12 protein-coding genes are annotated in these 15156 nt (G+C 36.0%); 4 read left to right on the forward strand and 8 right to left on the reverse strand.

The window, feature by feature from the left end; genetic code table 11:
* Window positions 1-99: 99 nt before the first annotated feature.
* A complete protein-coding gene (locus ACIP9C_RS08300) occupies window positions 100-870 on the reverse strand; it encodes a Cof-type HAD-IIB family hydrolase (RefSeq protein WP_401009619.1) in 771 nt (256 codons plus the stop codon).
* A gap of 438 nt (window positions 871-1308) precedes the next feature.
* Between ACIP9C_RS08300 and ACIP9C_RS08305 the strand changes: the two genes are divergently transcribed.
* On the forward strand, window positions 1309-1518 hold the full coding sequence (locus ACIP9C_RS08305; RefSeq protein ID WP_173477924.1) for a DNA-dependent RNA polymerase subunit epsilon: 210 nt from the start codon (window positions 1309-1311) through the stop codon (window positions 1516-1518).
* 5 nt (window positions 1519-1523) lie between these two features.
* On the forward strand, window positions 1524-3191 hold the full coding sequence (gene rnjA / locus ACIP9C_RS08310) for a ribonuclease J1 (RefSeq protein WP_401009620.1): 1668 nt from the start codon (window positions 1524-1526) through the stop codon (window positions 3189-3191).
* A 405-nt stretch (window positions 3192-3596) separates the two neighbouring features.
* On the opposite strand, the gene ACIP9C_RS08315 is transcribed toward rnjA, so the two are convergent.
* Window positions 3597-4430, reverse strand: a complete 834-nt coding sequence (locus tag ACIP9C_RS08315) for a TetR/AcrR family transcriptional regulator (protein ID WP_401009621.1) — start codon at window positions 4428-4430, stop codon at window positions 3597-3599.
* A gap of 99 nt (window positions 4431-4529) precedes the next feature.
* Between ACIP9C_RS08315 and ACIP9C_RS08320 the strand changes: the two genes are divergently transcribed.
* On the forward strand, window positions 4530-7619 hold the full coding sequence (locus tag ACIP9C_RS08320; RefSeq protein ID WP_401009622.1) for an efflux RND transporter permease subunit: 3090 nt from the start codon (window positions 4530-4532) through the stop codon (window positions 7617-7619).
* Window positions 7620-7978: 359 nt separating this feature from the next.
* Here ACIP9C_RS08320 and ACIP9C_RS08325 read toward each other — a convergent pair whose 3' ends face one another.
* From ACIP9C_RS08325 to ACIP9C_RS08350, 6 genes are all read right to left on the reverse strand, one after another.
* Window positions 7979-8476: a GNAT family N-acetyltransferase gene (locus tag ACIP9C_RS08325; RefSeq protein WP_401009623.1), complete on the reverse strand. Its 498-nt coding sequence runs from the start codon at window positions 8474-8476 to the stop codon at window positions 7979-7981.
* A gap of 191 nt (window positions 8477-8667) precedes the next feature.
* Window positions 8668-9234: a GNAT family N-acetyltransferase gene (locus tag ACIP9C_RS08330; RefSeq protein WP_401009624.1), complete on the reverse strand. Its 567-nt coding sequence runs from the start codon at window positions 9232-9234 to the stop codon at window positions 8668-8670.
* A 184-nt stretch (window positions 9235-9418) separates the two neighbouring features.
* Entirely contained in the window at window positions 9419-11941 is a 2523-nt protein-coding gene (gene mprF, locus ACIP9C_RS08335; protein ID WP_401009625.1) for a bifunctional lysylphosphatidylglycerol flippase/synthetase MprF, read from the reverse strand.
* A gap of 66 nt (window positions 11942-12007) precedes the next feature.
* Window positions 12008-12670, reverse strand: coding sequence for a potassium channel family protein (locus tag ACIP9C_RS08340; protein WP_024362220.1), 663 nt, complete (start codon window positions 12668-12670; stop codon window positions 12008-12010).
* A 299-nt stretch (window positions 12671-12969) separates the two neighbouring features.
* Entirely contained in the window at window positions 12970-13422 is a 453-nt protein-coding gene (locus tag ACIP9C_RS08345; RefSeq protein WP_340826099.1) for a TlpA family protein disulfide reductase, read from the reverse strand.
* A gap of 234 nt (window positions 13423-13656) precedes the next feature.
* Window positions 13657-14199 (reverse strand): peroxiredoxin, encoded by a 543-nt coding sequence (locus ACIP9C_RS08350; protein ID WP_401009626.1) that lies wholly within the window; start codon window positions 14197-14199, stop codon window positions 13657-13659.
* Window positions 14200-14602: 403 nt separating this feature from the next.
* On the opposite strand from ACIP9C_RS08350, the gene ACIP9C_RS08355 reads away from it, so the two are divergent.
* Window positions 14603-15145: a helix-turn-helix domain-containing protein gene (locus ACIP9C_RS08355; protein ID WP_024362223.1), complete on the forward strand. Its 543-nt coding sequence runs from the start codon at window positions 14603-14605 to the stop codon at window positions 15143-15145.
* The last annotated feature ends 11 nt before the right edge of the window (window positions 15146-15156 follow it).

Here is a 15156-nt window from a genome sequence, read left to right on the forward strand (position 1 = left end):
AGTGTTGCGACTTACGTTACGTGCGTTCCCGCAGAAGTCTTATTGGAATTTTAAATATATTTTACAGGTAAAATTCAGAATTGTTTGGGTGCCTGGCACTTATATAATCTTCAGATAGCGCATCGCTTTCGCAAGACCGTCCGCATCTACATGGTCTGTAATATGTGAGGCAACTGCCTTTACTCTTTCATGGCCATTCCCCATCGCTATGCTCGTACCAACAGCCTCTAACATTTCAATATCATTAATACCATCCCCAAAAGCAATTGCATCATCTAATGTTAGGCCCATTTTTGTGAGCACTTTTTCGATTCCAGCAGCCTTTGAGCCTCCTTTAGGCAAAATATCACAAGAATATTGATGCCAACGTACAAACTGGACATTTGGAAAAGCTTCGCAATACAAATGTTCATCTTTCTCCTCCATAAAGATCAGTGTTTGATAAACATCGTTCTGCATATAATAAGATGAGTCTAGTTCTGGATATGGGTATTTTAAAGTATCGAGACTTTCGGATACCATGTTATGCCCTCCAACTGACGCGATCATTCGCTTGTCGTCTAAAAAAACAACAGGTTCGTTTCGCGCTTCACCAAAGGCAATAATTTTCGCTAACTCATCTTTTTCGACACCATTTGTATAGACAACCTCGCCACGATAAACAACGTACTGTCCATTAAAGGTCACATACGTATTAATATCAAGCTCTTCTAACAATGATTGAATCATAAACGGTGCACGTCCAGTAGCAATTGCAATCTCATAGCCTCTACGACGTGCTTCTAATAACGCTTCCTTTGCTGAAGCTGGCAGTATTTTTTCACTGTTATAAAGTGTTCCATCTACATCAAAAAATAAAATTTTATTCATTCCATACTTCCTTTCTTTATGTATTATGTTGCAAAGGCAAAATACTTTACACAGGTATCGTTTTTAATTATAATGATCCTAAGGAGTGATGTGCCATGCTGAAGAAACTAAAGCAAAAATTGTTGAAGCAACTTCGCGGCGTACTCGGAAAAAAATCAATTGCCTAACATTTGCCCTTCATTATTTGAAGGGCTTTTCTTTATTTTAAAGTAGCCGCGTGATAATATAAAGGAAATGCATTTATTTGTCTATGCGCAACCACTGTCTCATTACCTTTATGAAAAGTGCAAGATTAAAGTATTGAGATACAAGAAATTCAAACGCTCATTTCTTTATTAGTTTGAAGTATACTTGAAATTCGCGGTTTTTTCTTGTAGTACGTGTGTGGTAATAGCCAAATCTGCAATAATAATGTACGCAATTAAAGGAGAGCAAACTATGATTTACAAAGTTTATTATCAAGAAAAAGCAAATGAGATTCCAGTTCGCGAAAACACTAAAAGTCTATACCTTGAAGCTGCTTCAGAACGTGAAGTACGTCAAAAGTTACAAGACCGTCATTACAACATTGAGTTCATTCAATTGCTTGAAGGTAACTATTTAGACTACGAACAAGCAAGTCCGAACTTCGTCTTGGAGGAAATTTAACAAACATGAAGTTTGTTAAAAATGACCAAGCAGCTGTTTTCGCGCTCGGCGGACTGGGCGAAATCGGCAAAAACACTTACGGCGTCCAATTTCAAGATGAAATCATCTTAATTGACGCCGGAATAAAATTTCCAGAAGACGATTTACTCGGAATTGACTATGTTATTCCTGATTACACGTATTTAGTACGAAACGTCGATAAAATTAAAGGGTTATTTATAACGCACGGACATGAAGACCATATTGGTGGTATCCCTTATTTACTACGTCAAGTGAATGTTCCTGTTTATGGTGGTAAGCTTGCACTTGGCTTATTGCGCAACAAACTTGAAGAGCATGGTTTACTACGTACAACTAAACTAATCGAAATTAAAGAAGATGATGTTATTAAATTTAGAAAAACATCTGTTAGCTTCTTTAGAACAACGCATAGTATTCCAGATGCTTATGGTATCGTCGTAAAAACACCTCCTGGCAATATCGTGCATACAGGTGACTTTAAATTCGACTTTACTCCAGTAGGCGAGCCAGCAAACTTAACAAAAATGGCTGAAATAGGTCGTGACGGTGTGCTGTGCTTACTATCTGATAGTACGAATGCTGAAAAACCAAATTTCACGATGTCTGAACGTACAGTTGGGAAAAGTATTGACGAAATCTTCCGCAAGGTTGATAGTCGTATTATTTTCGCAACGTTCGCATCAAATATTCACCGCTTACAGCAAGCAACAGATGCTGCCATTAAGTACGGACGAAAAATCGCTGTATTCGGTCGATCTATGGATAATGCCATTACTATCGGCCGTGAACTTGGCTACATCAACGCACCAAAAGATACTTTTATTGATGCCCAAAGCATTAACCGTTTACCTGCCAACGAAGTGATGATTTTATGTACAGGCTCACAAGGTGAACCAATGGCAGCACTATCTCGTATTGCCAATGGTACACACCGTCAAATTCAAATCCAGCCTGGGGACACTGTTATCTTCTCTTCTTCACCTGTACCAGGTAATACGGTTAGCGTAAATAAAATCATTAATTTACTTTTCCGTGCTGGCGCTGAAGTAATTCACGGTGCATTAAATAATATCCATACATCTGGTCATGGTTCGCAAGAAGAACAAAAACTGATGCTACGCTTAATGAAGCCAAAATTCTTTATGCCTATCCACGGTGAATTCCGTATGTTAAAAATGCATACGCATTTAGCAGAAGATTGTGATGTTCCACTTGAAAATACTTTCGTTATGGAAAATGGTGATGTACTGGCATTAAGTGCAAATGAAGCACATGTTGCAGGTCGCATCCCTTCTGGTGATGTCTACATTGATGGTAACGGTATAGGGGATATTGGCAATATTGTACTACGCGACCGTCGTATACTATCTGAAGAAGGCTTAGTAATAGTTGTTGTAAGCGTAGATATGGAAAACCAAAAAATTGTTTCAGGTCCTGACATTATTTCACGTGGCTTTGTTTATATGCGTGAATCAGGCACAATGATCAATGAAGCACAAAAAATGCTGAACCGTCATCTTAACGAAACAATTCAAGGCAAAACGCCACAATGGACTGAGCTTAAAAATGAAATTACTGATGTTTTAGGTCCTTACTTATTTGAGAAAACTAAACGTCGTCCGATGATTTTACCGATTATTATGGAAGTATAATCTTTCAAATTAAGAAGCTACGCATTATTTGCGTAGCTTCTTTTATGTATATACATTCTATTTTATTTGCATGAAATTACTAGCGTTCGTAATATGCTAAGCTCTGCCACTTTAATTTTGGAAGATGTAGTTTAACCTCCTTAAATTTAGGACAAACAAACTCACCAGCATTATTTCATGATGTGTTTTTTACTTCTGCAAGCTAGAGTTAGCTTTTTTCGTTTCAGTTGAAATTTGATTTAATAAATTTCTAAAATATTGAAACCTCCTTTAACAATTTACGTATATAGTAATAACAACATAATTCCTTCCCCCCTTTTTGAAATGAAACATCCTGTTCAATACAATTTCAAAAAAATAGAATCGCCCACTATAACTTACTTGTGAACAATTCTATTTCAATGTTTAAAATTGGAAATATTTCTCTAATACATATGCAATCCATTGACATCCTGGCTGAAGGCGGATGTTTTCAATTAGTCCTTTTATAATCGGTTTACTGTATGTTTGGTGCTCTACTTGATTTTTTAACAGCTCTAACGATTCGCGTTCAATAGATGGCTCTATGTTCTGGATGTTTTGTTCGATTAACTGCAATAGCGATTGTTGCGTAACTACCTCTGCACAGGGTCTTGCTACAATTTGAGCGAGTTCCTCAGTAATAAAAGGGATTGTTGTATGACGTGCAATAATATCTGTCTTTTCCGCTAATGATTTTGCCAATTGATCTAGATCAAGCGGCAAATTTGAGAACATAAACAGCTCGGCATAGCCTTTCACAAATCCTTTTACACAATACATAACATCATATTTTGTCTCTTGCAGCTCTTCTCGATAAAGTTGCTCAAGCATTTGGACGATAAACTTCGACATATCTGCTTCATAGGCACTTACTTTATGAAACAGCTCTTTTTTTGTAAGAAATACCTTTTCATTAAAGAACACACGCGAAGAAGCTGCATGTTTTTTAAACGTTTGAAAAATACCTTTATAAAAATCTACCAACACTACATCTTTTTTGTTCGTGCTTCTGACTACTTGGTCAATATCCGCTATAAATTGCTGTAGGTAGTAGTCAACCATTGAAAAAAGAAGTTCATCTTTTGTTTTAAAAGACAAATAAAATGCCCCTTTAGAAATCCCACAGCGCTCTGTAATTTGCTGTACAGATGTTGCTTCAAAGCCTTGTTCAGAAAACAGTTCTAATGCTTTCTCCATAATCAGTTGCTTTTTTGACATATTTTCAAATCTCTCCTAATGCATTTCATTGACAAATGACCGATTAGTCATTATTATAAATAATTGAATCTAGTAAGTCAATAAAGGGTAGGTGTGAAGGTGAAAGGTTTAGTTAATTTTGTATTGAAGAACAAATTGGCAGTGTGGTTATTAACAATTATCATCACTGTCTCAGGTATTTATTCAGGTACAAGAATGAAAATGGAATCAATCCCTGATATATCGATTCCATACTTAATTGTAATGGGCGTTTATCCAGGTGCAACGCCTGAACAAGTCATGAATGAACTTTCCATTCCATTTGAAAAATCAATCGAAAGTTTAGAGGATGTTAAGGCAGTTTATTCTACTTCTTCATCCAACATTGCACAAGTTCAAGTTGAATATGACTACGGCATTGATATGGATGAGAAAAAACGCCAGTTAGAGTCAGCTTTAGATAATGTGAAACTTCCAGATGGTGCACAAGAACCTACAATTATGGCAATTAGTATGAACATGATGCCTGTTGTCGCATTATCTGTAAGTAGCTCTAAAGAAGATATAGTTGAACTGACATCAACAGTAGAAGATTTATTACTTCCTAAAATCGAAAAAATCGACGGTGTTGCTTCGGCAACTATTACTGGTCAGCATATTGAACAAGTTTCGTTTAAATATGACGAAGAAAAAATGGCTGCTCTCGGCTTAACAGAGGATACAGTTAAGCAAATGATCCAAGCAAGTGATATGTCATTATCGCTTGGTTTATATCAATTTACAGTTGGTGAACAGGCGGTTTCTGTTGATGGTAAAGTTAAAACTATCGACGAATTAAAAGATTTATTAATACCAGTTACACCTTCAGCTACACAACCTTCTCCTTTCGTTCGCTTAAGTGATATTGCAACGATTGAAGTTGAAGGTAAAGTACAATCCGTTTCACGCACAAATGGTAAAGATGCAATTGCGATTCAAATCGTGAAAGGTCAAGATGCAAATACTGTAACTGTTGTAAATGCAGTAAAAGACCTTATTAAAGATGAAGAAAAAAGAATTGACGGCTTAAAAGTGGATATCTCACTTGACCAAGGCGCTCCAATTGAAGATTCAGTCTTCACAATGATTGAAAAAGCAGTATTCGGTGGCGCAATCGCTGTTTTAATTATTTTACTATTCTTACGCGATTTCAAATCAACAATTATTTCAATTATCTCTATTCCAGTTTCTGTTTTCATGGCTTTACTATTATTGAACTGGATGGATATTACGTTAAATATTATGACACTTGGTGCAATCACCGTTGCCATTGGGCGCGTTATTGATGACTCCATAGTCGTAGTAGAAAATATTTATCGACGTATCCATTTGAAACAAGAAAAATTAACAGGTCGCGCACTTATTCGTGAAGCGACAATTGAAATGTTTAAACCAATCTTGTCTTCTACATTAGTTACGGTAGCGGTATTTGCCCCACTTATGTTTGTAGGCGGTATGGTTGGTGAATTATTCATGCCATTTGCATTAACAATGACATTTGCATTAGGCGCCTCATTATTAGTAGCGATTACAATTGTACCAGCTTTATCTCATTTCTTATTCCGTAAAAAAATATATGGAGAGAAAAAAGAAAGCCAACATCAAGAAGTTGGTAAACTAGCTACTTGGTACAGAGGTGTACTAGAAAAAGCGTTAAATCATAAAATAATTACTTCTACGATTGCGATTTTAATGCTTGTTGGCTCACTTGCCTTAACACCATTAATCGGCTTTAGTTTCATGGGATCTCAAGAAGAAAAGGTGATGTATTTAACATATACACCTGGAACTGGTGAGTTAAATGATGAAACAGAAGCAAATGTTGCAACAGTCGAAAAAGAATTAATGAAACGTAAAGATGTTGATATTTTACAAGTTTCCATTACAGATGCTACAAATGCTGATCCATCAGCAATGATGATGGGTGGCGGAGCTGGTGGTGCATTAATGTACCTCATCTTTGACCCAGATATGAAGGACTTCCCTGCAGCACGTGAAGAAGTGGAAGACTATGTATTTAATCTAGAGCAATCAGGTGAATGGAAAAGCCAAAACTTCTCATCAATGTCTATGTCCTCAAATGAAGTTAGCTACACATTATACAGTGAAAACTTAGATAATCTACGTAGCGCAGTAAAAGACGTTGAAGGAACATTAAAGGAAGTTAAGGGCTTAGAGGATGTTAAATCTGATTATGAAGACCCTTATGTAGAGCATGTTTTAAAAGTAGAGCAAAAAAATGTTTTACAATATGGATTAACAACAGCTCAAATCGTCATGGCATTAAATTCTACAGCATCTAAAGAAGTGTTAACAACAGTAGAACGTGACGGTAAAGATATTAACGTCATTGTCCAACGCGATGCAAAGACAGCAGCTTTATCAATCGATGATATTTTAAAAACAGAAATTAAAACAGCTTTAGGGACAACAATGACAATCGGTGAATTAGTAGATGTTGAAGAAGGAACAACGCTTAATTCATTATCACGCTCAAAAGGTGAATACTTCGCAACAGTATCTGCCACAATTATTGGCGATGATATTTCAAAAGCAACTTCTGCAGCTGATAAAAAAATCGATAAGTTAGATTTACCTAAAGGTGTGACAACAGGCGTATCAGGTGTGGCAGCAGATATGCAAGAAACATTCACACAACTTGGAGTTGCTATGTTAGCAGCAATTGCCATTGTTTACTTTATTCTTGTCGTAACGTTTGGTGAAGGTTTAGCGCCATTTGCTATCCTCTTCTCATTACCGTTTGCAGTAATCGGTGCATTTGTTGGCTTATATGTAACGAATCAAACGATTTCTGTTTCAGTTATGATGGGTCTATTGATGTTAATAGGTATCGTTGTCACAAATGCCATTGTACTTGTCGACCGCATTATCCATATGGAACGTGATGGAATGGGTATGCGTGAAGCAATTTTAGAGGCAGGTGCAACGCGTCTACGTCCAATTTTAATGACTGCCATTGCAACGATTGGCGCGATGATTCCAATGGCACTAGGTAATGGTGGTAGCGGATTAATCTCTAAAGACCTTGCAATTACAGTAATCGGTGGTTTATTATCTTCAACATTATTAACATTAGTAGTCGTACCAATTGTGTATGAGATGCTATCAAAAATGTTAAAGAAAAACCGTAAAGATATCGAAGAAAACTAATTAATACTCGCAACGCTAAAAGGGCACTCCATAAATGGAGTGCCCTTTTTTATCGTCTTCGTAACCTTGATTTCCGTTCTAGAAGCTCCCTTTTCACGTAGAGACACTAAGGTCCATTTGGAATAGTGGAAACTTCTATAGAGGCAAAGAGTATTTATTAAATACCTGCCCTCATCGATTGCTAAAAACGAATAGCTTGATTTAGCCTCGTAAAATTTATGCCGAGGGTTTTTGATTTTTTTATACATGCGCTTTACATTAATAAACTTAAATTAGGGAATTTGCTACTCATTTTTTAAAAGCGAGTTGCCCTTAAAGTACCGTATTACGAATCCATCCAGCTATTCATTTGGCTACCCCTATTCTTTTTCTATCGTTTTCAATAACTGAAAGACAGCTTGCTCATGACCAAACCTTTCTAAAACCTTTACTTTTTGCATACCTAACTTTTCTAGTACACGGCAGGAAGCAATATTTGCGGTTTGCGTTTCTGCTACTATTTTTGATAAATTTAGGCTGTAAAATCCATAATGTATGATGGCTAATAATACTTCAAACGCATAACCCTTACCCCAATATTGAGGTAGAAATTGATAGCTCAGCTCATACGTCGTTTTTTCATGATATTCATCAATCGACACTAAACCAATAAACTCATTATTGTTTTTTAATGTAATATAAAAATATGAATTAGGAAAAGGTGCTTGTAGCATACTGTCAAAGGATGAATAGATGTAGGTTTTTTCCGGTACCCCTCCTAGAAAGGCTCTGACTTCATCATTACAATACAATGAATAAATATCTTCAACATGGTTTGGCTTTAAAGACTGTATAATACAATTTTCGGTAATTAACATAACATGCCTCGCTATTTGAATTTTCTTTATTATGACAAAGCTACAATAGGAAATCAAACACAATTTTACATTAATTTGTTTTAGCCCTCTCAAAGAAAATAAAAGGCCTGCGTCCGATACAATATCGAATACAGGCTAAAACTTTTTTCAAAATCACTATGTTTATCTTTCATTTCATAATGACTAGCATGTTATTTCGTTGTTGAAAGCTTCTTTAAGCATTCTTTTCTAGCTTCCCACTCTTCTCTTAGCATGCCCATACGTATGGAATCATAATAGACCCCCTCATATAAACGCACTTTACGAATTTTCGCTTCCAATTGCATACCTAATTTTTCTCCGACGCGAATCATCCGTTTATTTCCAGACCATGTCGTAAACCCAACGCGAACAAGTGGCATCGTTGAAAATAAGTGATCCATCCATAGTGTCATTGCTCTAGTGCCAAGTCCTTTGCTCCAATTATGCGACTCATGAAAAACAATGCCCAATTCTAACCACTTAGAAGGCTCATGCTCCCAATAATATGAAATCACGCCACAAATAACGCCATCAACCTCAATTGCCCAAAAGTTGTTTTGATTGATAAATTGCTGTGACATTAACATAAAATCATGGAATGGTTTAGCTTGGTGAGGGAAATAGGGAGCGTCCCATTTTTTCCATTCTGGTTGCTCGTCTTTATAAATAAGCTCCCAAAGACGCTCTAAATCAGACTCAATGATAGGACGAATGTTCAATTCTTGATCTGTGTACATAAGCAGCCTCTTTTCAATTTTCATTTAATATTTTTAAATTGCTTGAAAAGTGGCATATCCTCTATATGCTACTTCTCAATCACATTCCATATCTGTTTCATATTCATCATTCCTTCTATTGTAATTAGGATAATTATAGCATATTCCCATTTATAGTATGTCTTACTTGCAATTTGAAAGTCACTTATTTCCTTTTTCGACCGATTAATAGCGTTACTTGTGCCATTGTAAATGGTAATGAAGATTTTTTGCGATACGCCACATATTTAGGTTCCCAAAAATCAGCATATTTTAATTTAAAATTTCTTAATCCTTTGAAATGATAGAAGAAATGTCCATGTAAAAATATTTGTGCTGCAATTTTTTCACTTAAAAAGGAATATCTCGATTGCCCAACATTTGATAACGGCGACATGCCCATATTGAACACTCGATAACCTTGTTCTTTCGCCCATTCAAACAGCGATAAAAAAATGAAATCCATCGTTCCAGACGGTGCACCTGGCTTGAAACGCATGAGATCGACTGAAATCCTTTCGCCATTGTCATACATCGGCATAAGGCTAGCAAAGCCTATCACACCTTCTGCTCCTCTTAACACAGCAATGTTCGACTTGCTCAAATAGTTTTCATCGAAAAAGCCAAGAGAAAATCCCTTTTCAGCTCTTCCTTGCAGCCATTTACTTGATACCTCTTCCAATTCATTCATTACTTCCTGTGAATATGGCGCACTTAATAATGCTACCGTGTAGTTCTCTCGTTCAAACTTATTTTTTACCGCCCTACTACTCTTCATTTCTTTACCAGTAAACGTGAATTTATCTAAATCAACAAATGCTTCCTCACCAAGTTTAAAAAAGCTATAGCCATGCTCATGTAAAGAAGGGAAAATATTGTTGTTTATCTCATAAAAAACAGGTGTATACCCATGTTTATCTGCCAATTCCAAAAACTCTTGAATAGCTGATAAAAAATCACTTTCTTGCCCTACTGGATCTCCTAACACAACGATTTTATCTGCAAATATTTGATATGCAAATAGCACTGTATTCTTTTCATTCCAATACACGAATTTGTCATGTAAAAATATTAAATGAGAAAACTCAGTCCCTTTATATTCCATTAAGTGATTTTTAATTTTATCTTCGTGCTCTCTTGATAGAAGTTTCTCCATTTTTTTCGTTCCGCGCGTAAAATAACCAAAGTAAAAAATGACAAACGCTATGAGGATACCAATAATTGCACTATAAAATAAATCCCGATAGTCGGTAAGGATATAGTATTGTAACGCTGTCGGAATATGAATTTTTGCGGTAGGTAAGTTGACATATCCAATGAATAAATACATTGCAGTAATAAAAAGAACGGCAGCAAGGTCAAATAAGATGACACCCCATGTGAGGACATAACTTTCACGATAAAATTGTTTTTTCGATGCCATGAGCAACACTGCGACAATTAGTAAAAAGATCGCTTCTTCATAATCAAAGCCTTTAATAATCGAGAATAAAGCCGAACTACTCAACACGACGATTGCAAGCTGATAAGCTTTTTTCACTTTATATTTAATTCCCCTACACAAACCTAAAAGGATAAAGGCTGCTGCAACAGTCAGTTGATGGGAGATATTCATAATTGGTGATGATAAAAACTCCTGAGCTATTTTTAGCCGACTTAAAACGCCAGGCACCGATGCCGATAGCAATAATACAATGCCTGAGATAAATACTAAAATCGTTAACAACATATGACTAATTTTTTGAAAAATAACATTTGGCAAGTCATCCCAAGATCGATTCCAGCGTTCCCAATAATCTTTAATAAATAATAGTACAGATACTAAAAATGGTAATACAAAGTAGCCAACACGGTACAAAATTAATAAGAAAAGTACTTTTTCTTCACCGATTCCAACACTTTGCGTCCCCCATAGAAAAACGAGGTCGAATGAGCCAACCCCTCCAGGTATCATACTAATTATGCCAGCACATGAGGCAATTAAAAATATTGGTATAAGGGTCGATAACTCAATAGGTATATGCAAGATTAACGTTAACAGCCAAATAACGAGAAAAACTGCAAGCCATTCTGCTACGGAAGTAATTATTAACTGAAGAGATACTTTTATTGTTAAGGAACTTCCTTTTTTATAACGAATAAGGTGCATCCCAATAAAGGCTGGAACATATAAGCTGACAAGAATTACGGCAATTGAAAGCCACCGAAATTCTTTTAGCAATGGGAAGTCCCAAAAGAATACATACATGAGCCATGCTAACAAGGAGATACCTGTTAAATAAAAAAGAGTAACGGAGGCAATGCTCTTCAACAAGCCTTCTCGATCCTCTTTATATTTTGAATAAAAATAATTTCGTAGAAAAACGCCTACTAAACCACCAAAGCCAATGAGGTTGGAAAATGTATTGACGATAAATGAATTGTTCAGCAACGTGCGCTTGTTCATTTTGATTCCCAGTAGTTTAGCTAAAATAACATCGTAAAAAATCATCGGAGTAATCGCACAAAATGCGATGAAAAAAATCAATAACAGTTCCCATATTTGCAATTGACTAACTTCATTCCGAAGTAAATTAACATCTACTCCTCTTAGTGATTGCTGGATTTCATAAATAGCTATCGCTAACAGTATGACTGGAAATAAAATTTTCAGAAACCGCATTAATGGTTCTTTCCTTATTTTGAACATGTGCTAAACCTACTCCCCAAGCTTTCTTAAAAATTTAAAATTGTGTGCGTGCCTGGCACCCAATTTTTATTCTTTCATCGCTTTTTTCACAAAACGATTTATATCCACATCTGCACCTATAAGAAGCATAATATCCCCAAGTAAAATTTTGTCACTCGCTTGTGGGGAAACAATAATATCTGATCCTCGCTTTATACCTACAATGTTAATACCATATTTTGCTCGAATATCTAAATCCATAATAGAGTAGCCTGCAATGGCATCATTTGCTTTTAGCTCCATGATTGAGTGTTCATCTGAAAGCTCTAAATAATCGAGTACCGTATTAGACAGCATATTATTAGCAATACGAATGCCCATATCACGCTCAGGATGCACAACAAAATCTGCCCCAATTTTTCTTAGCACTTTTTCATGATAGTCATTTTGAGCCTTTACTGTAATTTGCTGCACACCTATTTCTTTTAAAATAATTGTCGTTAAAATACTTGCCTGAATATCTTCGCCTATCGCGACAATCACATGTTCAAAATTACGAATGCCTAATGAATTTAATACCGATTCATCTGTTGAATCTGCAATAACGGCCTGAGTAGCAATCGCAGCAAATTCATCCACCCGTTCAGATGAATGATCTATCGCCATAACTTGCGCTCCTTGACTCATTAGTTCACGAACAATGCTTCCCCCAAAACGTCCAAGTCCAATGACAGCAAATTCTTTTTTCATCATTAAAAATCCCTCCGAAAACTACAATTACTTTATTTTAACTTATATTTACTCATATGTATCGTCAAAACAGGATACGATTCCCCATTTTATATATTCTATCTATATCTTTCGACATTCTATCATACAACTACTAATTATTTACACCTCAGCATAACTGCGTACAATTTATTCAAACTTGCTCGAAAAGTCCCTCTTAAAATTCGTGACATCCGCCAGTTCCTACATTCTTGAAGGACTGTTGAAGCAAGATAAAAAAAGACGAGGATTTGCATATCCTCGTCTTTCAAATATTAATATTACGCGTTACGCATTTCATCAAGAACTCGATTCACACGCTTTTCTAGCATCTTCATGCCGCTTCCACCAGCTTGCATATGACGAAGCTGACCATCTTTATCGAAAACAAAGTACGCTGGAACGTATTGATTTTCAAATGCATCCGTTAGCTTCATTTCACTATCAACAAAAATTGGTTGCGTAATATCATGCTCTGCCGCAACAGCTTTAATTGTCTCTAAATCAGTATCTGCTTCAGAACGAGGCATATGCACAGCGATAACATTTAGTTCATCTTTATATTGATCACGGAAATTATTCACATCTGGCATTGCTTCTTTACATAAATGACAGCTAACTGACCAGAAATGGATTAATGTTGGTTTTTCACCAACTAGCTCTGCTTTTGTTACTTCACCATTTAACCACGTTGTTGCGCCTACAAGTTCAGGCATTTGTTCACGAAGTTTCATAAAAAATCCTCCCTAGAAAAAAATATCCCCACAAGCGTATCGTGGGGACCCATTATTTATTTTATGCATCAATCACGTCTTGGCGTAATTGCGTCCAGATTTTTTCCGAGCACGCTCGAAAATCACCTCATAAAATCTGTGACATCCGCTCGATTCAGATGGGGGTCACCCCCATCTGAATGAGCTAACATTCATCCCGTACTTATATAGGTAGTGGACTTTTGCTAAATCAAATTAAAGTGTTGCTTGACCTGGGCGCCAGTTTGCTGGGCAAAGACCACCAGTTTGTAAAGCTTGTAGTACACGTAAAGTTTCATCTACATCACGGCCAATGTTATTATCGAATACTGTTTGATATTTTAATTCGCCTTCTGGATTAATAATAAATAAGCCACGTAGTGCGATACCTTCTTCTTCAATTAAAACGCCATATTCTTTCGAAATAGCATGGTTAGTATCTGCTGCTAATGGATATTTTAAATCGCCAAGCCCATTTTGAGTGCGATCTGTGTTAATCCAAGCTAAGTGTGTGTGGATTGTATCAGTTGATACACCGATTACTTCTGCATCTAAGTCTTCAAACTCGTCATAACGATCGCTCATTGCAGTAATTTCTGTTGGACATACAAAAGTGAAGTCCATTGGGTAGAAGAATAATACAGTCCATTTGTCTTGTGCTTTAATTTCTTCTAAAGATACTTTACCAAAAGATTTGTCTGCAAGTACTGCTTCCATTGTGAAATCTGGGGCTTGTTTACCTACCATGCGTTCTGCCATTATAAATCCCTCCGAATAATATGTAGTTTTATATTCTATTCGCACATGCGAACCGTCTTCTACGATAGCAAAGAAAGCACAGTTTTTCAACGAAGTTCACTTCTCCACGCTAATCGACGCATATGCATTGACAAATATTTGTCAAATACCCAAAAATAATCCTGTCTACACATTAGTTATTTGCTACTTTTCGCAAATTTATTCTGGAAAAACTCAAAAATTTGCACGAAAATTCATATGCATTTTTTCTATATATTTCTTGTGCTTTTTTTCATCTAAAACGATTGCAAATTTTTTATTATTATGTATAATAGTAATGTTTTTAGTAAACTAAAAGTTTCGTTAAAGTAAACTTCATTTTCTAAAAGTTTATGATTGCTAAACTTCTTCTAGGAGGGAAAGGATGCAAATTGGAGGAAAAATTAAAGCACTTCGTTTGAAAAAAGGTCTTACCCAAGAAGAGCTTGGAGAACGTACTGATTTAAGTAAAGGCTATATTTCACAACTGGAGCGAGATTTGAATTCGCCTTCTATTGAAACGCTTTTTTCATTATTAGAAGTTTTAGGATCGACGCCAAAGGAATTTTTTGATGATGATGCACCAGAACAAAAAGTTGTCTACACTGAGGAAGATCAATCGACCTATACAGATGAAGAAAAAAAATATGAAATTCAATGGCTCATCCCTACTTCAAATGAGAAAGAAATGGAACCCATCTTCTTGACACTTGCTGCTGATGGAGAATTTAAACAATTTGAACCATCTCTTTCAGAAACTTTTATTTATATTGTCAAAGGGCGTATTCGTCTCGTTTTAGGGAATGAACAATATATAGCTAGTGAAGGTAATGCGCTCTATTTTGACGCAGCCGATCATCATCAAATTTTTAATGCACATGACGATGAGACGAAAATTTTACTCGTCGCAACTGATTCTTATTTATAGCTTAAGGAGGC

The organism is Lysinibacillus sp. NPDC093210 (genome assembly GCF_044753985.1).
Classification (GTDB): domain Bacteria; phylum Bacillota; class Bacilli; order Bacillales_A; family Planococcaceae; genus Lysinibacillus.

Coding starts and splice junctions, on each gene's coding strand:
- ACIP9C_RS08315 (WP_401009621.1), bottom strand. CDS start 4,430: ATGTCAAAAAAGCAACTGATTATGGAGAAAGCATTAGAACTGTTTTCT.
- ACIP9C_RS08345 (WP_340826099.1), bottom strand. CDS start 13,422: ATGAAACTTCGTGAACAAATGCCTGAACTTGTAGGCGCAACAACGTGG.
- ACIP9C_RS08350 (WP_401009626.1), bottom strand. CDS start 14,199: ATGGCAGAACGCATGGTAGGTAAACAAGCCCCAGATTTCACAATGGAA.
- ACIP9C_RS08355 (WP_024362223.1), top strand. CDS start 14,603: ATGCAAATTGGAGGAAAAATTAAAGCACTTCGTTTGAAAAAAGGTCTT.
- ACIP9C_RS08340 (WP_024362220.1), bottom strand. CDS start 12,670: ATGAAAAAAGAATTTGCTGTCATTGGACTTGGACGTTTTGGGGGAAGC.
- ACIP9C_RS08330 (WP_401009624.1), bottom strand. CDS start 9,234: ATGTACACAGATCAAGAATTGAACATTCGTCCTATCATTGAGTCTGAT.
- ACIP9C_RS08300 (WP_401009619.1), bottom strand. CDS start 870: ATGAATAAAATTTTATTTTTTGATGTAGATGGAACACTTTATAACAGT.
- rnjA (WP_401009620.1), top strand. CDS start 1,524: ATGAAGTTTGTTAAAAATGACCAAGCAGCTGTTTTCGCGCTCGGCGGA.
- mprF (WP_401009625.1), bottom strand. CDS start 11,941: ATGTTCAAAATAAGGAAAGAACCATTAATGCGGTTTCTGAAAATTTTA.
- ACIP9C_RS08325 (WP_401009623.1), bottom strand. CDS start 8,476: ATGTTAATTACCGAAAATTGTATTATACAGTCTTTAAAGCCAAACCAT.
- ACIP9C_RS08305 (WP_173477924.1), top strand. CDS start 1,309: ATGATTTACAAAGTTTATTATCAAGAAAAAGCAAATGAGATTCCAGTT.